The 20,303-nt window shown below is 63.8% G+C and carries 14 protein-coding genes, 1 tRNA gene, 1 pseudogene and 1 CRISPR repeat array; of the genes and pseudogenes, 4 read left to right on the top strand and 12 right to left on the bottom strand.

The window, feature by feature from the left end:
• Positions 1 to 4: 4 nt before the first annotated feature.
• From BJ122_RS19315 to rplU, 4 genes are all read right to left on the bottom strand, one after another.
• Positions 5 to 178: a hypothetical protein gene (locus BJ122_RS19315; RefSeq protein ID WP_161631945.1), complete on the bottom strand. Its 174-nt coding sequence runs from the start codon at positions 176 to 178 to the stop codon at positions 5 to 7.
• A 185-nt stretch (positions 179 to 363) separates the two neighbouring features.
• On the bottom strand, positions 364 to 960 hold the full coding sequence (locus tag BJ122_RS15325; protein WP_110782092.1) for a GNAT family N-acetyltransferase: 597 nt from the start codon (positions 958 to 960) through the stop codon (positions 364 to 366).
• 131 nt (positions 961 to 1,091) lie between these two features.
• Complete coding sequence (gene rpmA, locus BJ122_RS15320) at positions 1,092 to 1,361, bottom strand: 50S ribosomal protein L27 (RefSeq protein ID WP_027279053.1); 270 nt, start codon at positions 1,359 to 1,361, stop codon at positions 1,092 to 1,094.
• Between the two features lie 64 nt (positions 1,362 to 1,425).
• A complete protein-coding gene (gene rplU / locus BJ122_RS15315) occupies positions 1,426 to 1,809 on the bottom strand; it encodes a 50S ribosomal protein L21 (protein WP_110782091.1) in 384 nt (127 codons plus the stop codon).
• 361 nt (positions 1,810 to 2,170) lie between these two features.
• On the opposite strand from rplU, the gene BJ122_RS15310 reads away from it, so the two are divergent.
• Both BJ122_RS15310 and BJ122_RS15305 read left to right on the top strand, forming a co-directional pair.
• Entirely contained in the window at positions 2,171 to 3,304 is a 1,134-nt protein-coding gene (locus BJ122_RS15310) for an ROK family protein (protein ID WP_110782090.1), read from the top strand.
• Between the two features lie 319 nt (positions 3,305 to 3,623).
• Positions 3,624 to 3,713 (top strand) — tRNA-Ser (locus tag BJ122_RS15305).
• A gap of 400 nt (positions 3,714 to 4,113) precedes the next feature.
• On the opposite strand, the gene aqpZ is transcribed toward BJ122_RS15305, so the two are convergent.
• The 8 genes and pseudogenes from aqpZ to cas3 all read right to left on the bottom strand — a co-directional run bounded on the left by aqpZ (position 4,114) and on the right by cas3 (position 18,658).
• Positions 4,114 to 4,800 carry an aquaporin Z gene (aqpZ, locus tag BJ122_RS15300; RefSeq protein WP_110782124.1) on the bottom strand — a complete coding sequence of 229 codons (687 nt, stop codon included), beginning with the start codon at positions 4,798 to 4,800 and terminating at the stop codon, positions 4,114 to 4,116.
• A 103-nt stretch (positions 4,801 to 4,903) separates the two neighbouring features.
• Positions 4,904 to 10,503: a CRISPR direct-repeat array (repeat unit 32 nt; unit sequence GTTTCGATCCACGCTCCCGCGAGGGGAGCGAC).
• Positions 10,504 to 10,684: 181 nt separating this feature from the next.
• Positions 10,685 to 10,975 (bottom strand): CRISPR-associated endonuclease Cas2, encoded by a 291-nt coding sequence (gene cas2 / locus BJ122_RS15295; RefSeq protein ID WP_027276961.1) that lies wholly within the window; start codon positions 10,973 to 10,975, stop codon positions 10,685 to 10,687.
• Positions 10,976 to 11,080: 105 nt separating this feature from the next.
• A pseudogene (gene cas1c, locus BJ122_RS15290) lies at positions 11,081 to 12,207 on the bottom strand (type I-C CRISPR-associated endonuclease Cas1c).
• Positions 12,111 to 12,782, bottom strand: a complete 672-nt coding sequence (gene cas4 / locus BJ122_RS15285) for a CRISPR-associated protein Cas4 (protein WP_110782089.1) — start codon at positions 12,780 to 12,782, stop codon at positions 12,111 to 12,113. The pseudogene cas1c and the gene cas4 overlap by 97 nt, the downstream one beginning before the upstream one ends.
• A 16-nt stretch (positions 12,783 to 12,798) precedes the next feature.
• Entirely contained in the window at positions 12,799 to 13,746 is a 948-nt protein-coding gene (gene cas7c / locus BJ122_RS15280) for a type I-C CRISPR-associated protein Cas7/Csd2 (RefSeq protein ID WP_110782088.1), read from the bottom strand.
• Positions 13,743 to 15,503, bottom strand: coding sequence for a type I-C CRISPR-associated protein Cas8c/Csd1 (gene cas8c, locus BJ122_RS15275; RefSeq protein ID WP_110782087.1), 1,761 nt, complete (start codon positions 15,501 to 15,503; stop codon positions 13,743 to 13,745). Before cas8c ends, cas7c begins: the two co-directional genes overlap by 4 nt.
• On the bottom strand, positions 15,500 to 16,195 hold the full coding sequence (gene cas5c, locus BJ122_RS15270; RefSeq protein WP_110782086.1) for a type I-C CRISPR-associated protein Cas5c: 696 nt from the start codon (positions 16,193 to 16,195) through the stop codon (positions 15,500 to 15,502). Before cas5c ends, cas8c begins: the two co-directional genes overlap by 4 nt.
• Before the next feature lie 102 nt (positions 16,196 to 16,297).
• Positions 16,298 to 18,658 (bottom strand): CRISPR-associated helicase Cas3', encoded by a 2,361-nt coding sequence (cas3, locus tag BJ122_RS15265; RefSeq protein ID WP_347337809.1) that lies wholly within the window; start codon positions 18,656 to 18,658, stop codon positions 16,298 to 16,300.
• Positions 18,659 to 18,886: 228 nt separating this feature from the next.
• On the opposite strand from cas3, the gene BJ122_RS15260 reads away from it, so the two are divergent.
• Both BJ122_RS15260 and BJ122_RS15255 read left to right on the top strand, forming a co-directional pair.
• Positions 18,887 to 19,066 carry a hypothetical protein gene (locus tag BJ122_RS15260; RefSeq protein WP_027279056.1) on the top strand — a complete coding sequence of 60 codons (180 nt, stop codon included), beginning with the start codon at positions 18,887 to 18,889 and terminating at the stop codon, positions 19,064 to 19,066.
• A 130-nt stretch (positions 19,067 to 19,196) separates the two neighbouring features.
• A complete protein-coding gene (locus BJ122_RS15255; protein WP_110782085.1) occupies positions 19,197 to 20,297 on the top strand; it encodes a glycosyltransferase family 4 protein in 1,101 nt (366 codons plus the stop codon).
• The last annotated feature ends 6 nt before the right edge of the window (positions 20,298 to 20,303 follow it).

The following is a 20,303-nucleotide window of genomic DNA, read 5'->3' as shown; positions in this document are numbered from 1 at the left end:
GCCATCATTTGATGGCGAGGTTGAGCTCTGTGAATTGCAGGCTCAATTGTTCTGAACGTTGGCGTTGCTCGGCGGCCGCCGCCGCTTGCTCGCATTCTTCAAAGGCGATCGGTTGCAGCTTCAACTCCTCGACAAAGCCGCTGGTGAGAAGGGCATTGATGTAGCGATTAGTCAGCATGCGAAACTCCTGTTGGAGTTTCGTCCTACGCGACCGCCTGCCGCGGGCGTACTCGGTGTGGTCCGAGGGAGAGTGGTTCTCAATTAGCTCTGGTTAAGCGCGCGTAAGGCGATGCCAGCAAAATGCTGCGACGATGGCCGACTAACCGTACCGCCATCGTCTGCAGATTGCTGCGGGCTGGCGCCTCAACTGGCGTGGCGTGTGGTCGCGTTCCAGCTTTTCAGCGACGACCAGACGCCGCGGCTCAGCCGAAAGCGATCGACCGGCGTCGAGCCGCCGAGCGCCTCGAAGCGGTGCAGTTCGACCCCGGTCCACTGGAAGCCGCACTTCTCCAGCACATTGCGTGACGCCGGATTGGCGACCCGCGCGCCCGCGACCACCTGTGCGATGTCGAATTCCTCGAACGCGAAATCGATCACCGCGCGCGCCGCTTCAGTGGCAAAGCCCAGGCCCCAATAATCGACGCCCAGCCAATAGCCGAGTTCGGGCGCGGCCGGGTTACGCCAATCGATCGCCACCATGCCGATCGGCTGGTAATCGAGCTCGATCAGGAACGCGGTGTCGTGGCCGCTGGCGGCCAGCGCCTTGATGTAATCGGCGGCGTCGTCCTGGCGATAGGGATGCGGCAGCCGGCGCGTATTCAGCGCGACCTGACGATCATTGGCAAGGCGGGCAATGGCTTTCACATCCGCGAGCATCGGCTTGCGCAAGCGCAGCCGCTCGGTTTCCAAAACGCAGCTTTGGGGCTGGTGCCGTGTGGGCGTCGGGATGTCCTGCAACATTGCGGGGCTCCTGCAGAGGTGATGCGCCTGGCATCAACGAAAAGGGGAGGCCGGGTATCCCGCCTCCCCTTGGAGCCCTTGGGTGCTCCGCCGGTTCAACAGGACCCGGCGGACGCTTGTATGTCCACCGTCTATTCGGCCGCGGCTACGATCGGAAGAACCGACACGAAAGTGCGGCCGTTGCCTTTGGCGCGGAACTCAACGCGGCCTTCGATCTTGGCGAACAAAGTGTGGTCAGTGCCCATGCCGACGTTGAGGCCGGGGTGCCACTGGGTGCCGCGCTGACGCACGATAATGTTGCCGGGAATGACGCGTTCGCCGCCATAGGCCTTCACGCCGAGGCGCTTGCCCGCCGAGTCGCGACCGTTGCGGGATGAACCGCCTGCCTTTTTATGAGCCATCGCTCGTCTCCAAAACTCGCTGGATGTCCTAGATCAATTCCGTGACGGAATCATCTCAAATCGGTTAGGCCGCAGCGTTATCGCTGGCAGCGGGCTTGGCCACCTTCGGACCACGCGGACCGATCGAGGGCTGCTTGCCGTCGGCCAGGATCTCGGTGATCCGCAGCACGGTGATTTCGTCGCGATAGCCACGCTTGCGCTTGGAGTGCTTGCGGCGGCGCTTCTTGAACGCGATCACTTTCGGGCCGCGCTTGTGGTCGAGCACTTCGGCCGCAACCGAAGCACCGGCAACCGTCGGCGCGCCCAGCACCGGCGTATCTCCGCCCAGCACCAGCACTTCACCAAGCTGCACGATCGTGCCGACGTCGCCGGCGATCTTGCCAATCTCGAGAACATCATCCGGAGCGACGCGGTATTGGCGGCCCCCGGTCTTGATGACTGCGAACATCCTTTTAGGTCCTTTGTGTTCGGTTCCAACCTCGGATGGTTCCGGGTTGTCTTCTTGTTCAGTCGTTACGTGACGGCTGATCGGGGCGTGGCGGCTGCCACAGGCTTGATCGGCCAGCGGAATTTCCTGGCCGCCCAGAGGGCGGTCATGGACCGTTCGTGCAATGCGCTTGGCAAAACATAAACGACGGCGCAAGCAGGGCCTGCGCCGGACCTCGCCGTTATAGGGGGGTGATGTGGCGAGTCAAGCGCAACTGCATCATGCGGCGGCTTGCCGGGCCGATTATGGGCCACGCCCGCGCCCTGCAACCAAAGGGTTCCGAGCTGGTTGTCCCGGTCCTGAAGGAGCGAGGACCTGCGGCATGAGCGATGAGACCCAGCCCGTCACCGGCATCGGTCAGCACGGCGCCACCCGGCTGCCTTCGGTCGAGGTCGACAGTTACAATATCGAACTCAAGGACGACGACGGCTTTTTGGGCGACCGGGCCTGCAAGGGCGCGTTTCAGGCAATCCTGGAAGGCTGGCGCAAGCCGCTGCGCAAAAGCGGCCAGGATCCGTTCGGCAAGGTCGCGACCGAGGCGATCGGCAAGGCCGAGCTCGACGCCATTTTGACCGGCGACGATGTCGATGCCGCCGCGGTGGTGCATTCGGCAATTGAGGATTTTGCCGGCGAGCTGGCCTATGTCACCCGGCGCTTCATGAAGAGCAAAGCCTGGGCGGACACCGAATGCATCGTGGTCGGCGGCGGTTTCCGGGCCAGCCGGATCGGCGAGCTGGCGATCGCGCGGGCCGAAATCATCCTGCGATCAGAAGGCTCCAAGGTCGATCTGGTGCCGATCCGGTTTGATCCGGACGAGGCCGGGCTGATCGGCTGCCTGCATCTGGCGCCGTCCTGGATTTTGGAGGCCCATGACGCGATCCTGGCGGTCGATATTGGCGGCTCCAACATCCGCTGCGGGGTGGTCGAAACCCGGCAGAAGAAGGCCGCCGATCTGTCGAAGGCCAAGGTGTGGCGCTCCGAGCTGTGGCGCCACGCCGATGACGAGCCGACCCGGGAAGGGGCGGTCAAGCGGCTGATCAAGATGCTGAAGGAGCTGCTGGCCGCCGCCGAGGCTGAGGGGCTGAAAATGGCGCCGTTTATCGGCATTTCCTGTCCCGGGGTGATCAACGCCGACGGCGCGATCGAAAAGGGCGCGCAAAACCTGCCGGGCAATTGGGAAAGCAGCCGTTTTCACCTGCCGACCAGCCTGGTCGAAGGCATCCCGCGCATTGGCGGCCACGATACCGCGGTGCTGATGCATAATGACGGCGTCGCGCAGGGCCTCAGCGAAGTGCCATTTATGCAGGAATTTCAGCGCTGGGGCGTGCTGACCATCGGCACCGGGCTTGGCAACGCCCGCTTCACCAACCGCCGCACCAAGGACAAGCCGAAAAAGGCCAAGGAGAAGGACAAGGAGAAAGACAAGGAAAAGGACAAGACCGACGCCGAGGCGTGAGAATGGGCCACATGGCGTCTCGGCCGCCCAGCTTCGCGGCGAGGCGCGCGCAGCGAAGCATTGGCTACCGACGAGAGGTGCGGCGTAAGGGGCGTGCCGCCGGTTAAGCCTCGACCGCCGCCCGCCGATGGGCGCAATTGCCTGCCTGACCGGCCAAGCCGCCGTCCTTGCCGCGTCGGAAGGGCCAAAATCGCCCTGGGCGAAAAATATCCCCGAGACCAGCGCGAAAATATCGTGCCGCCGATCTTGTCTGTTGCGCCGCGCTCGCCTAGAAGAGCGCCTGACCTCGGGCGGCTGTGCCGCCCGGACCTGCGCCCGCGGAGAGGTGGCAGAGTGGTTGAATGCACCGCACTCGAAATGCGGCATAGGTGCAAGCCTATCGGGGGTTCGAATCCCTCCCTCTCCGCCAGTCGCCTAAAGCAAACCCAAAGCCTTCCCCCCAAAACGTCTTTTCCGCAGCTCCCTGACCGCCGATGCGTGATGGGAGATATCTTTCGCGTGCGATGAAGGCTGGGTCGTCGATCGTTGCCAAAGAGATTATTTTCTACTGCACCGTTAAGGGCTGACTCGGATTGGTCGATTGATGACGGCAATTGCCGCGGCCTTATCCTCGCCTCACCGGCGGGACCGCCCGGCGAGTTTATCACCGCCGATGCGAAGGTTGCACTGATCGACCCGTTGGAGCTTCGGTTCTGATGGAATCCGAACCGAAGCTCTAACTTTATATTATGACGCGCTTTCTTGACGCGAACCGCGATCCACTTCGCTCGACAACGCGATCGGCGTGCCGGCCCAAGGGGGGGCGGAACTTATTCGCGCGACAGCACGAATCTCCAAATCAGGCCGCCGAGCAGACCGCCGATCAGCGGCGCGATCCAGAACAACCAGAGCTGCCCGACCGCGTCCGTCTGTGCGAAGAAGGCCACCGCTGTTGAACGTGCGGGATTAACTGAGGTGTTAGTTACGGGAATTGAGACCAGATGAATCAGTGTCAGGGCGAGCCCGATAGCGAGCGGGGCAAAGCCGGCCGGAGCGGCTTTTGAGGTCGCGCCGAGGATAACAATCAGAAAACCTGATGTTAGAATGACCTCAATCAGAAGGCACGAGGCCAAGCTGTAATGTCCGGGCGACAGCGCGCCGTAGCCGTTGGACGCGAAGCCGTTGGGCGCGAAACCGGGCGCGCCACTCGCGATAGCGTAAAGCGACGCGGCGGCCGCGAGCCCCCCGATGACCTGAACGATCCAGTAGGGAAAAAGCTCCTTCCAGTCGAAACGGCCGGCGATTAACAGTCCGAGAGAAACCGCCGGGTTGAAATGTCCCCCCGAAATCCCGCCCACGGCATAAGCCATGGTCAGCACCGTCAAGCCAAAGGCAAGCGCGACGCCAGCGAAGCCGATACCCAATTGTGGGAAGCCCGCAGCCAAGACCGCGCTGCCGCAACCTCCGAAGACAAGCCAGTAAGTACCAATAAATTCAGCTGAAAGTCTTTTCAACATTGTGTCCTCTACGTGTGCAATATTAGAAGTGAGGAATGTCATCTTAGCCTATTCATTGTGCGTTGCTAACGTCGGAGTGAAATCGTTCTTGGCTAGCTATAGTGTTTCGATCCACGCTCCCGCGAGGGGAGCGACCGTCGCCACGTTTGGTTGACTTGGAAGCCGCGCTGTTTCGATCCACGCTCCCGCGAGGGGAGCGACTTCGGGCCATCATTGAGCGCATCGAGCGCGCTGAGGTCTCGATCCACGCTCCCGCGAGGGGAGCGACTCTCGTGAGAAGCATAGGTTGACGGCTTCCACCCGTTTCGATCCACACTCCCGCGAGGGGAGCGACATTAAGACGACTGAGCGCAAGTTGGCTGGCAAGAGTTTCGATCCACGCTCCCGCGAGGGGAGCGACAGGCGATGATGGCTGCTCTTGGGCTTACCTGGGACGTTTCGATCCACGCTCCCGCGAGGGGAGCGACACGCCGACTCGCCCTCTCATGTGCTGGAAAGTCAGTTTCGATCCACGCTCCCGCGAGGGGAGCGACATCGATCTTGAGCGAATAGTTGCGCGCCATGGACCGGTTTCGATCCACGCTCCCGCGAGGGGAGCGACAACCCTGTGGCAAGCGCTCCACCGCCAGCCAGGAGTTTCGATCCACGCTCCCGCGAGGGGAGCGACAACGTCGCTCCGGTCCGCCCGTCCAGGTCAAACTGTTTCGATCCACGCTCCCGCGAGGGGAGCGACTGGACGGCGGCCAAAAGGCTTTTCGCCATGTATGGTTTCGATCCACGCTCCCGCGAGGGGAGCGACGCGGCGATCTTCGCGGCAATTACTTCCTCGTCACGTTTCGATCCACGCTCCCGCGAGGGGAGCGACTTTCATTTCAGGGCGCTCCAAAACGGAAGGTGGGGTTTCGATCCACGCTCCCGCGAGGGGAGCGACGACCAACACCAAGTATCTCAGCACAGAGACGCCGTTTCGATCCACGCTCCCGCGAGGGGAGCGACGCTGCAAATCTGTAAATTCGGCGCGCTCGAACTGGTTTCGATCCACGCTCCCGCGAGGGGAGCGACGTCGCCCTGGTGATGCGTGCCCTTTCCGAGTGCCCGATTTCGATCCACGCTCCCGCGAGGGGAGCGACGAAATCCGACTTCACCGAGCGCGGGTCGTAGAAATTTCGATCCACGCTCCCGCGAGGGGAGCGACATGGCGTCCCTCCCGCCGATGGGGCGTCGTCGTGTTTCGATCCACGCTCCCGCGAGGGGAGCGACACCCAGCCCACCGCACTCCGATCCTGATCGACAACGTTTCGATCCACGCTCCCGCGAGGGGAGCGACGATGACGGTCTCGACACCCAATTTCGGAGGGACTGTTTCGATCCACGCTCCCGCGAGGGGAGCGACCGCCCTATCAGCCGACAAACGAAGATCGCAACAGTTTCGATCCACGCTCCCGCGAGGGGAGCGACTCGCTGGCGCTGCTCAAAGCAACCTCCAGCACCGGTTTCGATCCACGCTCCCGCGAGGGGAGCGACCGGCTACCTCGATAGCGCTCGGCCGCCGGCAGGCATGTTTCGATCCACGCTCCCGCGAGGGGAGCGACGCGTGGTCACTTGCGACCGGCCTGCCCGTCCGCGTTTCGATCCACGCTCCCGCGAGGGGAGCGACGCGACAGCGCCTTCAGAATCTCTGGGAAATACGGGTTTCGATCCACGCTCCCGCGAGGGGAGCGACCAGCTCGATCCAGTACTGATCGCCCTGCGACGGGTTTCGATCCACGCTCCCGCGAGGGGAGCGACCATCCGCCGGCTGAAAGGCCCGCAGGACGCCATGTTTCGATCCACGCTCCCGCGAGGGGAGCGACCCTTCGCCGTAGCCTTCGCCTTCGCCGAAATAGCCGTTTCGATCCACGCTCCCGCGAGGGGAGCGACTAGATGGCTATACTGATAATTACTACTTTGGCTGGTTTCGATCCACGCTCCCGCGAGGGGAGCGACCGCAACGCTGACCCGTCTCGGGCGCGATGTCGCCGTTTCGATCCACGCTCCCGCGAGGGGAGCGACGTGCCTTGGCCAGCAGCATCGCTTCCATCGGCTCGTTTCGATCCACGCTCCCGCGAGGGGAGCGACAACAAGAGGCCCCCGCCATGGGTACACCCGGAAGTTTCGATCCACGCTCCCGCGAGGGGAGCGACCACGACGCCCGCTTGATTGCGCCGGTGTTGTAGTGGTTTCGATCCACGCTCCCGCGAGGGGAGCGACTGACTGACATGCTGATCTATCGGATTGAGAACGAGTTTCGATCCACGCTCCCGCGAGGGGAGCGACCATCTGAGGGTGTGCAGCCGGCGCACAGCGTTCCTTGTTTCGATCCACGCTCCCGCGAGGGGAGCGAGTAGATGGCTATACTGATAATTACTACTTTGGCTGGTTTCGATCCACGCTCCCGCGAGGGGAGCGACGACGGATCAATTGGTCTTCCGTATTTCTATCAGCCGTTTCGATCCACGCTCCCGCGAGGGGAGCGACGACCGTCACCTGCAAAATCCCAGGTAGTTCGGCGTTTCGATCCACGCTCCCGCGAGGGGAGCGACCGTTCGTCAACTTGCACCCGGTCAAACGTGGGTCGTTTCGATCCACGCTCCCGCGAGGGGAGCGACGTTACATTCGCCATGACTTACACCGTCACAATGTTGGTTTCGATCCACGCTCCCGCGAGGGGAGCGACCACAACCAACCGGCGCTTGCCAGTCGTGGTGGTGTTTCGATCCACGCTCCCGCGAGGGGAGCGACCGTACGACTTGAGAAATTCAATCCCATCTTCGACCGTTTCGATCCACGCTCCCGCGAGGGGAGCGACGGTAAGCAGCGATATGCGACATGCTGCGGCCAATGTTTCGATCCACGCTCCCGCGAGGGGAGCGACAATACTTCCTCGTGCGTACCTTCATCCAGCAACTTGTTTCGATCCACGCTCCCGCGAGGGGAGCGACGTTCTCAGCGCTGATCCAGCCCTTGCCGGTCAAGTTTCGATCCACGCTCCCGCGAGGGGAGCGACGCGCAGCCTTGGCGACCGCATTATTCCATTCCAGTTTCGATCCACGCTCCCGCGAGGGGAGCGACGTGGCGACAATGGGTTGACCTCTGCGGAAACTGGGGTTTCGATCCACGCTCCCGCGAGGGGAGCGACCAGCGATAGCCCGTCAACACCAACCTCTGCAACGTTTCGATCCACGCTCCCGCGAGGGGAGCGACACACCAGCGAAGTCCGAAAGGTCAGCGGCGGTGCCGTTTCGATCCACGCTCCCGCGAGGGGAGCGACGGTTCGATTTTGCACAGGGGCTATCGACTGCGGAGTCTCGATCCACGCTCCCGCGAGGGGAGCGACATTGCTGGTCCGGATCAATCGCGATGGACAGCTGTTTCGATCCACGCTCCCGCGAGGGGAGCGACCGACGACGAATGGCTGAATTGATCGGCGGGCCAGGTTTCGATCCACGCTCCCGCGAGGGGAGCGACTTCCTGTGGTTGGTCGTTCGCGATCGATCGACTGGGTTTCGATCCACGCTCCCGCGAGGGGAGCGACAATCCTCTCCATCCGTCGCTATCCGTTGATCCATGTTTCGATCCACGCTCCCGCGAGGGGAGCGACACTTCGAGATGGCGGGAAAGAAACTCGCCGACGCGTTTCGATCCACGCTCCCGCGAGGGGAGCGACGTCGATTCCAGCGGTTAGCAGCACGCCACCGGCCGGTTTCGATCCACGCTCCCGCGAGGGGAGCGACGCCACGGCGTCTGCACCACGGCGCGGCCGTGCGCTCGTTTCGATCCACGCTCCCGCGAGGGGAGCGACTCGAGGCACGGATCGCGATTGAAGCCGCGTTGGCGTTTCGATCCACGCTCCCGCGAGGGGAGCGACTGGCAAGTTCGGCACCGCAACCAAGATCGCTGATGTTTCGATCCACGCTCCCGCGAGGGGAGCGACGCGCGCCGTGGCTCTTGGGTTTGCCGATCGCGTCGTTTCGATCCACGCTCCCGCGAGGGGAGCGACCAGCAAGGTGACGACATGAGCAAGCAACTGACGTTGTTTCGATCCACGCTCCCGCGAGGGGAGCGACGATCAACCCTCCAATTTAATACCACGCACTGACAGTTTCGATCCACGCTCCCGCGAGGGGAGCGACTCCACCCGGGTACTTCATTTTCAATTGATAGAGGTTTCGATCCACGCTCCCGCGAGGGGAGCGACAATATCCGGCATCACCGGATGTTCTTCGCCCTGATGTTTCGATCCACGCTCCCGCGAGGGGAGCGACTTGTCGCTACCGTTCGGCCCGCCCTCAGCATCGGGGTTTCGATCCACGCTCCCGCGAGGGGAGCGACCGTCGCGCTGACGAGCATTCCGGATACGAAATCGCCGTTTCGATCCACGCTCCCGCGAGGGGAGCGACATCGATATTCTCCGCATAATCCTTGATCTGCGAAGGTTTCGATCCACGCTCCCGCGAGGGGAGCGACGCCGTGGCTGGCAAGATTTCCGATCTGCAAGAAGTTTCGATCCACGCTCCCGCGAGGGGAGCGACCGTTTCTGCCCACGTCGGCGAGCACGCGCGGATATGTTTCGATCCACGCTCCCGCGAGGGGAGCGACCGTAACTGATCGCGCAAAGGGGCGCCGAAATGCAGTTTCGATCCACGCTCCCGCGAGGGGAGCGACAATATGTACCTGTCAGCGAGTTCCACATCTTCAGGTTTCGATCCACGCTCCCGCGAGGGGAGCGACCGGCAGCAGCATTGCAAGGGACAACCGTCCGACCGTTTCGATCCACGCTCCCGCGAGGGGAGCGACCGCCGGCGATCCGGCTTGCGACGTGGTGTAGCCGATGTTTCGATCCACGCTCCCGCGAGGGGAGCGACTCCGCTACCGGAAATTTATTCGATAGGAGTTGACGGTTTCGATCCACGCTCCCGCGAGGGGAGCGACTCACATCGCCCGGTTGCACTAACTGCTACGCGATGTTTCGATCCACGCTCCCGCGAGGGGAGCGACGGGTGATCGCCCGTGGATGTCGCATCGCTTGGTCTGTTTCGATCCACGCTCCCGCGAGGGGAGCGACTGCCCTCCTCGTGCGCCAGCGCGCCGGTGACCATGTTTCGATCCACGCTCCCGCGAGGGGAGCGACGCACGTCGAACCGGAAGCTGGCCGCTGCGCATGTGTTTCGATCCACGCTCCCGCGAGGGGAGCGACGATAGGGCCGTTTATGGAGGAACAGTAGACGCAACGTTTCGATCCACGCTCCCGCGAGGGGAGCGACTTTCCTCGCGAGTTGGGACTGCGACAAGTACGCGTTTCGATCCACGCTCCCGCGAGGGGAGCGACGCGCGTCGTGATGCTTCTCAGGTTGGCATTCTTGGTTTCGATCCACGCTCCCGCGAGGGGAGCGACTTGGCAAGCGCTCTCTCTGCTGATGGCACCCCAGGTGTTTCGATCCACGCTCCCGCGAGGGGAGCGACTGCGCTCCATGAGGCAGATCGAGCATATTCGGAAGTTTCGATCCACGCTCCCGCGAGGGGAGCGACCCTGATCAGCACGGCGCCGACGTCCTCGCCGTTGGCGTTTCGATCCACGCTCCCGCGAGGGGAGCGACGATCCGATCGAGATTGGGTTCAACTCGGAATACGTGTTTCGATCCACGCTCCCGCGAGGGGAGCGACTCCCCACCAATAACCGATTGTGGTGGCGCGTGAAATCGTCCGCGTCGCGCGAATATCGGCGTTGGGTGAGGGAGACGATGTCCAAATCGGCCGCTCGCGCGATAAACACCTGAAATGGCCTGATTTATCGCAGCGCGAACGTCCCGGCTTCGGCGCGTCTGCTTGAGGTTCGCGCGCGGTTTTAGACGATCAACGGCTCGCCAAAATCAGTCGCGGGCTTGGCGCCGACATGTTCGACGCGGCGGCGCCAATTGGCGCCGAGATAGTAGTAGCGCAGGCTGTCGTGCTGCGGCGCGATCAGGCTTTCCAGCCTCGCGCGCAGCGCGGTCCATTGCGCCGGGTCGACCTCGATCTCGAATACCGAATATTGCACGCGCTGGCCAAAATCCTGGCAAGCGCGCGCCACCCGCCGCAGCCGCGCCTGACCGCCGGGTTCGCTGGTCCGCACGTCGTAGGTCACCAAAACAAGCATTTTCGCACCTGCTGGTCCGCATCGTCCGTCAAAAGGTGTTCAGCGTTTGAGCCTGGTGGCAGAGCCGCGACACAAGGCTGGCGCGGCATCCCCGAGCGCAGATGGCTATTTCCAGATGTAAGGAGGATAGGCATCAAGGTCGCCCCGCAAATGCCGACTGAGCAGTTGAGCTTGCAGATAGGGCACGAGGCCGAGCGGTGCGCTTTCGCCGAGAAATAGATGTTGCCTATCTTCCTTCTTGCGGTCCTGCCAGGCAGTCAGCACGGTGCGCCGGCCGTCATCGGTCAGTAGCGTCGCGCCGCCATCTTGTGTCTCGAAATCGCGCGGCCGAAGCTGACGCCGGTTGATCAGCGATAGCGCCAGCCGGTCCGCCAGCACCGGCCTTAACTCCTCCATCAGGTCGAGCGCGAGGCTCGGCCGTCCGGCCGGTCGCGGTGCAGAAAGCCGACCGCCGGATCAAGGCCGACCGCTTCGGCGGCGCTGCGGCAGTCATGCGTCAGCAGCACATAGATGAACGACAACACCGCGTTGACGGCATCGCGCGGTGGCCTGCGGCTGCGGCCATTGAACTGCATCTCAGCATCGCTGACCCGGACCAGGCTGCCGAACACCGAGAAGTAGCCATGAGCGGCTTCACCTTCGGCGCCGCGTAGCACTTCGACATCAAGGTCGGTCAAGCCGACCCGTCGGATGATGCCGGCAAGGCGATCGACCACGGCTTCGATCCGGCCGCGCTGCTCCGGTGCCATCTCGGCGCTATAGTCGCGCAGCGAGCGCTGCAGCACGGTGCGCTGATTGGCGACCTTGGCCGATACCAGGCTGCGGACGATGTCGGTTGGCTGTTCGGAAACGCGATACTGGGCGCGGCGCAGCAGCACATTGCCGCTCACCGGGCCCTCGATGCGCGCTTGAAAGCGGCCGGCGCGGTCGAGTAGCACGATTGTGATGCCGCGCGGTGCCAATGCCTCGATCAGCGGCGGCGAGAGGTAAGTGCCGCCGAACACCACCACCGAGGCCAGCATGTGAAATGGCACGCGGGCGCGTTGCTCATTGTCGACCTCGGCCACCAGATTCTCGCCATCCTTGCGCAGCGATGCGCCCTCGGTGGTGACGTACAGCGTGTTGAGCAGCTTCTTCACGGCAGATCGGCTCCGGGCTGATCGGCAAGCGCGGCGGCAATGGCTTTCCTGCGAAAATCGGCGGCGGAGTTTTGCGCCAGCTTGGGCCGGCATAGCTCGATCAGCGAGCAAGCCTTGCAGCGGTCCGCGCGATAATGCGCCGGCGGCGTGATGCCGGACGCCGTCAGCGCCGCGAAATCGCGCGCCACTTGCTCGGTCAGCTGGCGCAGTTCGGTGTCGAATGGCACGCCGACGCGGCGGCGGGTGCTGGCGTAGAACAGCGCGCCTTCGGGAACCGGGCGGCCGGTCATTTCCTCAAGGCACAGCGCCTGCGCGCAGAGCTGCACCTCGTCGGCGCGGTGCAGCTTGGCCTTGCCACGCTTGTATTCGACCGGAAAAGGCGTCTCGCCGTCCGGTCCGCCACGAAACTCGACCAGGTCGGCGGTGCCGGCCAGATTGAGCCGGCGGCAGGCCAGCGGCATGGCGCTGACGCGCCGGATGTTGCCGCGGCGATGGTCAGCCGCCTCGTGCACGCTGCTATGCAGCACCCGGCCTTCCGCGGTGAAGCGGTTTTCCTCCCACATCCGTTCGATGTGGATCAGTGCCGCCTGGCGCAGGCAATACACCGCATGCTGCAACGCCGACAGCGCGATCGGATCGTCGAGCTCGGGTGCGGCGCCGGGCAGCATGATCGTAGGTCATCGATCAGAATAGCTCGACCACCTCGACACCGTCGGGCAGGCCGTCACGATCGATGGTCACTTCGTAGTCCGCGTAGTGCCGCGCCGGCTTGGCATTGTCGAGGCGGGGATCGCCGGGCGCGATCAGATCTTCGCCGCTGCGCCGCCAAACTTTGACGCGGTCGAATAGCGCCTGGGCGTGGGCATTGCCAAGCGCCGAAGCGTGCTTGAAGGCGATGCCGCGCCGCGACACCATCTCGCCGCGCGCGGCCGAGCGGTCGTGCTCAAACATCGAGGCCAGCGCCGCGAACAGATGATCGAGATCGTCCTGGCTAAAGCCGGTGCGCTCGGCGAGTTTGGCATTGACGAAGATATGGGCGCGATACAGTCCGTACGGGACGATGTGCTTGCGGCCCATGGTGCGGTTCTCGGTGCGCTCGTCATCGCCGCCCTTGTCGCGCTCGGCCTTTTCCTTCTCGCTGGTGGCAGCCATGCGGGTGATGGAAATTTCCAGCGGCAGGATCGGCTCGATCGAAGAGGCGAACGTCACCTGAACGGGGCCACGCACCTGGCCGGCATTGATGCCGGTGCTCATCACCGCGCCAAAAGTGCGGACGTCAAAGAAATTATCGCACATGAACTTGGTCAGCGCGCGTGCTTCGTCGTCGCTTTGCGGATTGAGCTTGTCCTTCGACGATTTGTCGCCGTCGCCGCGCACCGCCTTGTAAGCCTCGCGGTGCTTTTCGTTGAGGATCGCGCCTTCCTGCACATAGATGCGGTAGCCGGGCTGGTCGCCCTTGGCGAGCTCGGTGTAGTTGCGGATCTTGCGCTTGAGGCAAACATCGGTGACCAGGCCGAAATTGGTCTCGGGGTCGATCCGCGGCAAATTGCCGGCGTCGGGATCGCCGTTGGGATTGCCGCGGGTGACGTCGAACAGGAACACAATGTCATAGCGGTTGGCGAGCGAAGTCATTGGGCAGTCTCCGAAACGGCAGCGGAATCCGCAGAGTCCGACTTGCGGAAAAATTCGTTGCGCTGGTGGTAGTAACCAAGGGTGAACAACGCCTGGCTCTTGTCCGACAGGCTGGTGGGAAACGGATCATCGCCAGGTTCCATCATCTCCATGATGGCGCCGATCGCTTTTTCCAGATTGACGCGGTGCCCCGGCCGCTGCTTGCCGATCTTCGACAGATGGTTGCCCGCGCCGGAGCCAAGCAGCGCAAACACCTTGCGCGGCTGCGCTGCGGCGGCGCCATAAAACTTGTCGCGGATCGTGGCGTTGACGTTGCGGCCCAGCGCCGCCTCCTGGATATGCTCATAGACGGCGAACAGCCGGCCGAGCAGATAGCCTTTGTCGGTAAAGTCCGGATCGAGCGCCACCGGAGCCTCCATTGCAAAATTCTTGATCAGGATCGATTTCAGCAGGCTGACGCGCAGCGCGTTGACGTCGTGATCGACGCGCAGCCGCATGATCACCGACGACAGCAGCGTCAGCGGGTAGGGCGTGTCGGTGAGGATGGCGCGCAGCCAGTCGCCACCGAGATTGGGGGCGATATTCTCGCTTTTGCGCAGCACCGCCGTCTCGATCAGATAGCGCCACAGTGACGGCGCGGGCTCGTGTGGCGGCGGCTCGATGCGCAGGCGTTCGAGATGGCGCAAATAGCGCGTGGCGATGACGTCGAAATCGTCCTCGATGTAGAACCGCACCGACAGCCGCGCGGCATTCGGCGCCAGCCCGAGCACATGAAAGCGAACGCCGGGCGGCAGCTCGGGTTTGAGATCGCTGACCGGCCGGCCTTGGGCGATCTTTTCAAGCAGCGCCCCGACCTTTTTGGACTCGGTGTTTTCGTCTACGGCCAGCAGCGAGGCGAACATTTGTTCGGCGACATCCGCGGCGGCTTGCTCGGTGGCCTCGGCCCAAAACACCGTCGAGGCATCGCCGACCTGCAATCGATGGCCGCTGCCGCGATCAAGAAAACGGTTGAGCACCGAGGTGTAGGCGAACGCCGCCGCTTCGGAGATCGGCGCGTTGGCGCCTTGCTCATGGCCATACGAGGTGAAGGCGTCGAGGTTGAACGACACGATCGAGGCGCCGGACGATTGCGCGCCCCAAACGCCCTTGATCGCCGGATGCAGCCGCGCCAGCGGCGCGCGCTCGCCGGACAATAGGCAGATCGCCTCGGTCTTGTCTCTTCCGGCCATCAGCCGCGCCCATAGCGCGCGGGCTTCCGGGCGGTCGTGCAGATAGACGTTGCGCAGACGCTCGCTCTCGAGCGCGAACACCAGGTTCTGATCTTTCATCTCCTCGGACCAGCCCCATTCGGCGAAACGCTCCGGCGTCCAAGCGTCGAGGAAACGCAGCAGCGCCAGCAATCCCGGGTCGGTGGTGCCGGCGAGCCAGGCGGCGTGCTGGTCGCGGAACGCTTGATGTTCCTGCGCGGTGCGCTTGCCTTCGCCAGCGGTGATGCCGAGCACGTAAGCGGTTTTGTCCCACATAAAATTAGGAGCGATGCCCGAGGTGCGCTTGGTCGGCCGCGGCACTGCCAAGGCGCGCGCGGTCTTCTTGCGGCCTTCACCGAGACGCAGATCAATGGGCGGGCCGGCGACCGTGCCGTCGGCATTCAACGAAATCAGAAAGCCGATCTTTTCCTGCGAGTAGCCAAATGGCGGCACCTCACCGCGCGTGGCCATGCGGCCATAGGCGCGAACCAGGGCGGCCAGCGCGCTCATCGCCGCAGCTCCGGTGAGCCCGGCGGCGGCACCTTGACGACGCCATCGACCAGCGTGGCGCGGAACAGGATCGAGCCGCGGTCGCCGCCATGGTCGATGTCGTACAGCATGAAGCCGAGGTCGCGCGGCGTGCCAAAGCCGAGCGATGCGGTGCGATGTTGTTCTGCGGCCTGCGGCAGCGGTGCGCCGGGTTCGATCAGCTCGAACGTGGCTGGAAATTCGCGGGTGCCGAGGCTGGGTTGATGGAATGCCTGGCCCTTGCGTGCCCGCCGATTGAAAGTGTCGAGGTGCTTGGCCTCGTTGTCCTCGGGGCCGGCCTTTGGCGTCATCACGAAATGAGCGCAGATCACATAGTCGACGTCACAGAGCAGCGTCGCGGCGCGCTGCTGGCGATTGTCCTCGACCACCAAAGTGAGGTCGCCAAGATCGCCACTCTTCATCGCCTTGCGGACCGCAGCGACCGGCGTTTTGGTGCCGACCTCATTGCGGCGCAGCGACTCGAAACGGATCGGCTTGAGAACGTGGATTTCGTCGATGATCCATCGGATCGCGGGCTTCCAGTGAATCGCCTCAAGAATGCCGCGGGCCGCGGATGGCGTCATCACATCATAGGAAACGCGCTCGACCTTCATTTCCGGGCGGGTGAACAACGCCCATCGCCCCGCAACGCGCAGGCGAATTCCATACGCCATAGTGGCCCCCAACGCACAACTTGGCGTCGAGATGATGCATAGAAACAACTCGAAGACAATCACCTAAATTGGGGTGCCGCGTCTTCCTGCCGCAACAGGACATCACACTATGCCCCATGTGAATGCGTCGGCGTCTTCCCAGCGCAGGCCGCTCATGGCCGAATAAAGAGAGAGGCTGTCGAGCACCGCAAATTGGTCGCCAAACCTGTCAGCGTCGATGAAGCGCACATGACCATTGTCGATCATGCGCTGGCGCTCGCGCGGAGGCACCTGGACCAGATAGTTGCGCAGCTGGCGCGCCGCGGCGGTCGGTGGCAGGCCGCCGCGTAGCGCCGCCAGCGTGTTCAGCGCGTCGTCATCGGCCGGCACGATCACTGGCGCCATGCCGCTTTCGATCAGGCGGAAGGCGTCGCCGACCGTGCGATAGCCAAAGCAAGGTTGCCCCGCGCTGACGCTGAACTGCTGCATGGTTTGCGCGGGCGCCTTGCGGCCATCGGCATCGAGAATCGTGATGCGATCGAGACCATCGCCTCCCAGCCGCCAATGAACCTCGCGAAAATAGGCTTCGATCGCCGCAGGCGCGAACAGATCGCCTTTGTGGTCCTCAAGGATACGGTAGGTGTCGCCGATCAGGCCTTCAATCTCCGGCGGCGGCTTGGCCTCCGCGGGCTTGAAAATGGTCACGATGCTGGCCTCGGCCGGCGCGCGGCCCTCGCGATTGCAGCGCCCTGCGGCCTGCACCACCTGATCGAGTCCGGCTTCCGCGCGCCACACCTGCGGAAAGTCGAGATCGACACCGGCTTCGACCAGCGAGGTGGCGATCACGACACACGGCTCCTTGGTCACCAGCCGCTGACGAATCTCGGCGAGGAGTTTGCGGCGGTCGGCTGCGATCTGCCGTGTGGTGAGATGCAGCAACCCATCGACGCCGCGCTGCTGGGCGCGTTCAAACAGCGCGAGCGCGTGCTTGCGGCTATTGACGATCACCAGCGCCTGCGCCGTGCCCGCTTGCGCGATGTCGTCGAGCAATTGGTCATCGGTCATGGTGCCCGCGAGACGCTGCGTGGTACGGCGCAGCGCGTTGTGCAGCGCTGCCGGATCGGGCGCCAGCTCGCGATCGGGACTGATGTCGAGCCCGCCCTTAATACAGTGCGCGCCGAGCGCCGGCAGCGTCGCGGTACACAGCACCACCGTGCAGCCATAGTTGCGCACCAATTCGTCGAGCGCGGCAACGCAGGGTATCAGCACGTTGCGCGGGATGGTCTGCGCCTCATCGAGAACGATCACGGCATTGGCGAGATTGTGCAGCTTGCGGCAGCGCGCGCCGCGATTGGCAAACACGCTTTCAAAGAACTGGACATTGGTGGTGACCACGAGTGGCGCCGCCCAGTTCTCGGCCGCGAGCCGCAGCTTGCCGTCGCGCGCGCCATCATCGATGCTCTGTTCGTCGCTGACGTTACTTTTGTTTTTGGCTTTGAATGGATCGAGCTCGATCGCCGAGTGATGCTCGAGCAGCACGTCCTCGCCAAGCACGTCGCGAAAAATGCCGGCGGTCTGCTCGATGATCGCGGTGAACGGGATCGCATAGACGATCCGGTCCATCTGATGGCGCTGGGCGTGGTCGAGCGCGAATGCCAGCGAGGCCAGCGTCTTGCCGCCGCCGGTCGGAACATTGAGTGTGAACACGCCGCGCGGCAGTTCGGCTTTGCTGCGGACGTGATTGAGGATGTCGCGCCGCAGTGCGTTGACAGCCGTGCTCGGCGCGCGCTGCTGCTTATCGGCGATGTAGTTGTCGAAACGCGCGATCAGCCCATCGATCGCTTGCGGTAGCGCGGGCCAGGCACGATCGACCTGCCGGCCCTCGGTTCGCGCATAAAACGCTTCGGTGCACAGGAAGTCGGCATCGACCAGGCAGGAGAACAGCATTCGCCCCATGAAGGCGAACTGAAATGCCATCCGCTCCTGCACATTAGCGTTGCCTTGGTAAGGCTTGAAGGGCGTGGGTAACAGCGCCGGTGCGTTGAGTTGCAGCTCGCTGCGCCAGATCGCATCGAGCGGCTCAAGCGGCTTCTTGAGCCGATCATCGAGCCCGGATGAGCCGAGCTGGTCGGGCAGGCCGCCATGATGTCCGGCGATTGCATAAGCGAGCAGGCGGGCGACCAGCCCATTGATGCCGGTGGCGAGCTTGATCACCTGCTGCGCACCGGCGCTGGCGTGATCGCCGCCGTGCGAGCGCTGCCTACGGATATAGGCCTGAAATGCCGCGGCGTATTTGCCGAGATCGTGCAACAAGCCGGCAAGCTCGGCGGCATTGCCGCCGCCAAATTTATCGCCGAATTGGCGCGCCAGCGCCGCGACCTCTTGGAGATGCTGGAGCAGAGGCTCCCAGTCAGCGCCGTCTGAGGAAGAGGTCGAATGAGCGAAGTACATGTGCAGCCAGCCCCAGCGTAGAACACCCAGCACGGCGCCCATCATCAATATTGTGGCGCGCAACGCAAGGTTGCAATTTGGGCGCTGGACCATGCCGCGCCGCTTGGACAGAAGCCGGTTTGGCGGTCGAGCGGCTTGCGTCTTGGTGGCGGCTCGCCGAGCCAAGATCACCGCGCCAGCATGGTTAACAGATCGTTAAGATTTCGACGCCAAAACGGATTCGTGCTTGGACTTGGGTCCAGCGGAATTCGGAGACTGGGAATGAACGGATTCAGGCTTGGCGACGAAGTGATGCGCGACAAGGGACGGCGCGGCGTGATCCGCGCGATCTTTCTCAACCGGGAAGCGACCCGGATGTGTGCGGTCGAGACCAACGGCGCGCTGGATTTCATTGAAGAATCGAAGCTGTCGGCCCCGCCGCGCGCCGAACTCGCGGCCTGATCGACCCGCCGCCTCGACGGTTGGCGCGGCCGGAGCGCGGCCCGCCAACCATCCGCCCCGTTTGCGCTTCGGATGGCATCGAGCCTTCGAATAAACTACACCGCCAGTGGTGAGCCGGGTGGGGGCAGCAGTGCGCATTACGTTGGCGGTCTCTCAATTGACCAAGCTCGGCGGCAAGGAGCGCGATTGCCTGGCGACCGCGCGCCATCTGGCTGAGCGTGGCCATCAGGTCACGGTGCTGACCACCGCAGTCGCCGATGATCTCGCCGCGGCGCCGTTCCGGATTGAGCTGCTGCGCGTCCGCGGTTTTAGCAATCATAGCCGTTCGGCGGCGTTTGCCCGCGCGGTGCTGAAGTCTCATCGCCAACAGGGCGGCGATCTGTTGTTCGCGTTCGACCGGATGCCGGGCGCCGATGTGTTCTTTGCCGCCGATCGCAGCTATCTGCGCCGTTATCACGGCTTGGCCGCAAAACTGCTGCCGCGGCGCCGCACCATGCTGGCGCTGGAGCGCGGCGTCTATGATCCGAAGGCTGCCACGCGGCTGTTGTTCCTGACCGCGCAGCAGCGCGACGAATATCAGCAGTTCTACGGCTTTGATCCGGCGCGCGGCAGCGTGCTGCCGATGATCCTGCATGACGAGCGCTTTGCGGCGCTGGAGGGCGCAGCCGAGCGCGGCGCGATCCGCCGCGAGCTTGGCGTTCCGGATGACGCGACGCTCGTGCTCGGCATCGGCATCGCCGCGCGGCTCAAGGGCTTTGATCGCACGCTGGCAGCGGTGGCAGCGCAGCCCAACCTGCATCTGCTGCTCGCCGGCTCATCCGATCGCTGGCTGGCGCCGCAGGTCGCCGAGCTCGGGTTGCAGGACCGGGTGCGGCTCTTGCCTTATGTGCCCAATGTCATGGATCTGCTGCTTGCGGCTGATCTGTTCGTGCATCCGGCGCGCGAGGAAGCGGGCGGCATCGTGATCGGCGAGGCGCTGCTCGCCGGGCTGCCGGTGATCGTCTCGGCGGTGTGCGGCTATGCGCCGGTGGTGGCACGCTCAGGTGCCGGCATCGTGCTGCCGGAACCGTTTACGCCCGAGGCGCTGAGCGCCGCGCTCACCGAGGTGACCGGCGCACTGCCGGCGTTCCGGGAACGGGCCAGCGCGCAAGCCGCGAACCTCCGCGAAACCCGCGGCGCCTGGCTGCGCTGCATCGCCGAGCAGGTCGAGGCGGCAGCAGCCACGCGCTAGGCCGCC

Origin of the sequence: Rhodopseudomonas faecalis (assembly GCF_003217325.1) — a bacterium.
GTDB lineage: Bacteria > Pseudomonadota > Alphaproteobacteria > Rhizobiales > Xanthobacteraceae > Rhodopseudomonas > Rhodopseudomonas faecalis.
Note: the sequence above shows the minus strand (reverse complement) of the source record. Positions and strands in the feature narration are given on the sequence as shown.

Bases quoted from the DNA above. Each gene is read 5' to 3' on its own strand.
- rplU (WP_110782091.1), bottom strand. From the start codon at position 1,809: ATGTTCGCAGTCATCAAGACCGGGGGCCGCCAATACCGCGTCGCTCCG.
- BJ122_RS15325 (WP_110782092.1), bottom strand. From the start codon at position 960: ATGTTGCAGGACATCCCGACGCCCACACGGCACCAGCCCCAAAGCTGC.
- BJ122_RS15310 (WP_110782090.1), top strand. From the start codon at position 2,171: ATGAGCGATGAGACCCAGCCCGTCACCGGCATCGGTCAGCACGGCGCC.
- BJ122_RS15260 (WP_027279056.1), top strand. From the start codon at position 18,887: ATGAACGGATTCAGGCTTGGCGACGAAGTGATGCGCGACAAGGGACGG.
- cas4 (WP_110782089.1), bottom strand. From the start codon at position 12,782: ATGCTGCCCGGCGCCGCACCCGAGCTCGACGATCCGATCGCGCTGTCG.
- cas5c (WP_110782086.1), bottom strand. From the start codon at position 16,195: ATGGCGTATGGAATTCGCCTGCGCGTTGCGGGGCGATGGGCGTTGTTC.
- BJ122_RS19315 (WP_161631945.1), bottom strand. From the start codon at position 178: ATGCTGACTAATCGCTACATCAATGCCCTTCTCACCAGCGGCTTTGTC.
- cas8c (WP_110782087.1), bottom strand. From the start codon at position 15,503: ATGAGCGCGCTGGCCGCCCTGGTTCGCGCCTATGGCCGCATGGCCACG.
- cas2 (WP_027276961.1), bottom strand. From the start codon at position 10,975: ATGCTTGTTTTGGTGACCTACGACGTGCGGACCAGCGAACCCGGCGGT.
- cas7c (WP_110782088.1), bottom strand. From the start codon at position 13,746: ATGACTTCGCTCGCCAACCGCTATGACATTGTGTTCCTGTTCGACGTC.
- aqpZ (WP_110782124.1), bottom strand. From the start codon at position 4,800: ATGTTGAAAAGACTTTCAGCTGAATTTATTGGTACTTACTGGCTTGTC.
- rpmA (WP_027279053.1), bottom strand. From the start codon at position 1,361: ATGGCTCATAAAAAGGCAGGCGGTTCATCCCGCAACGGTCGCGACTCG.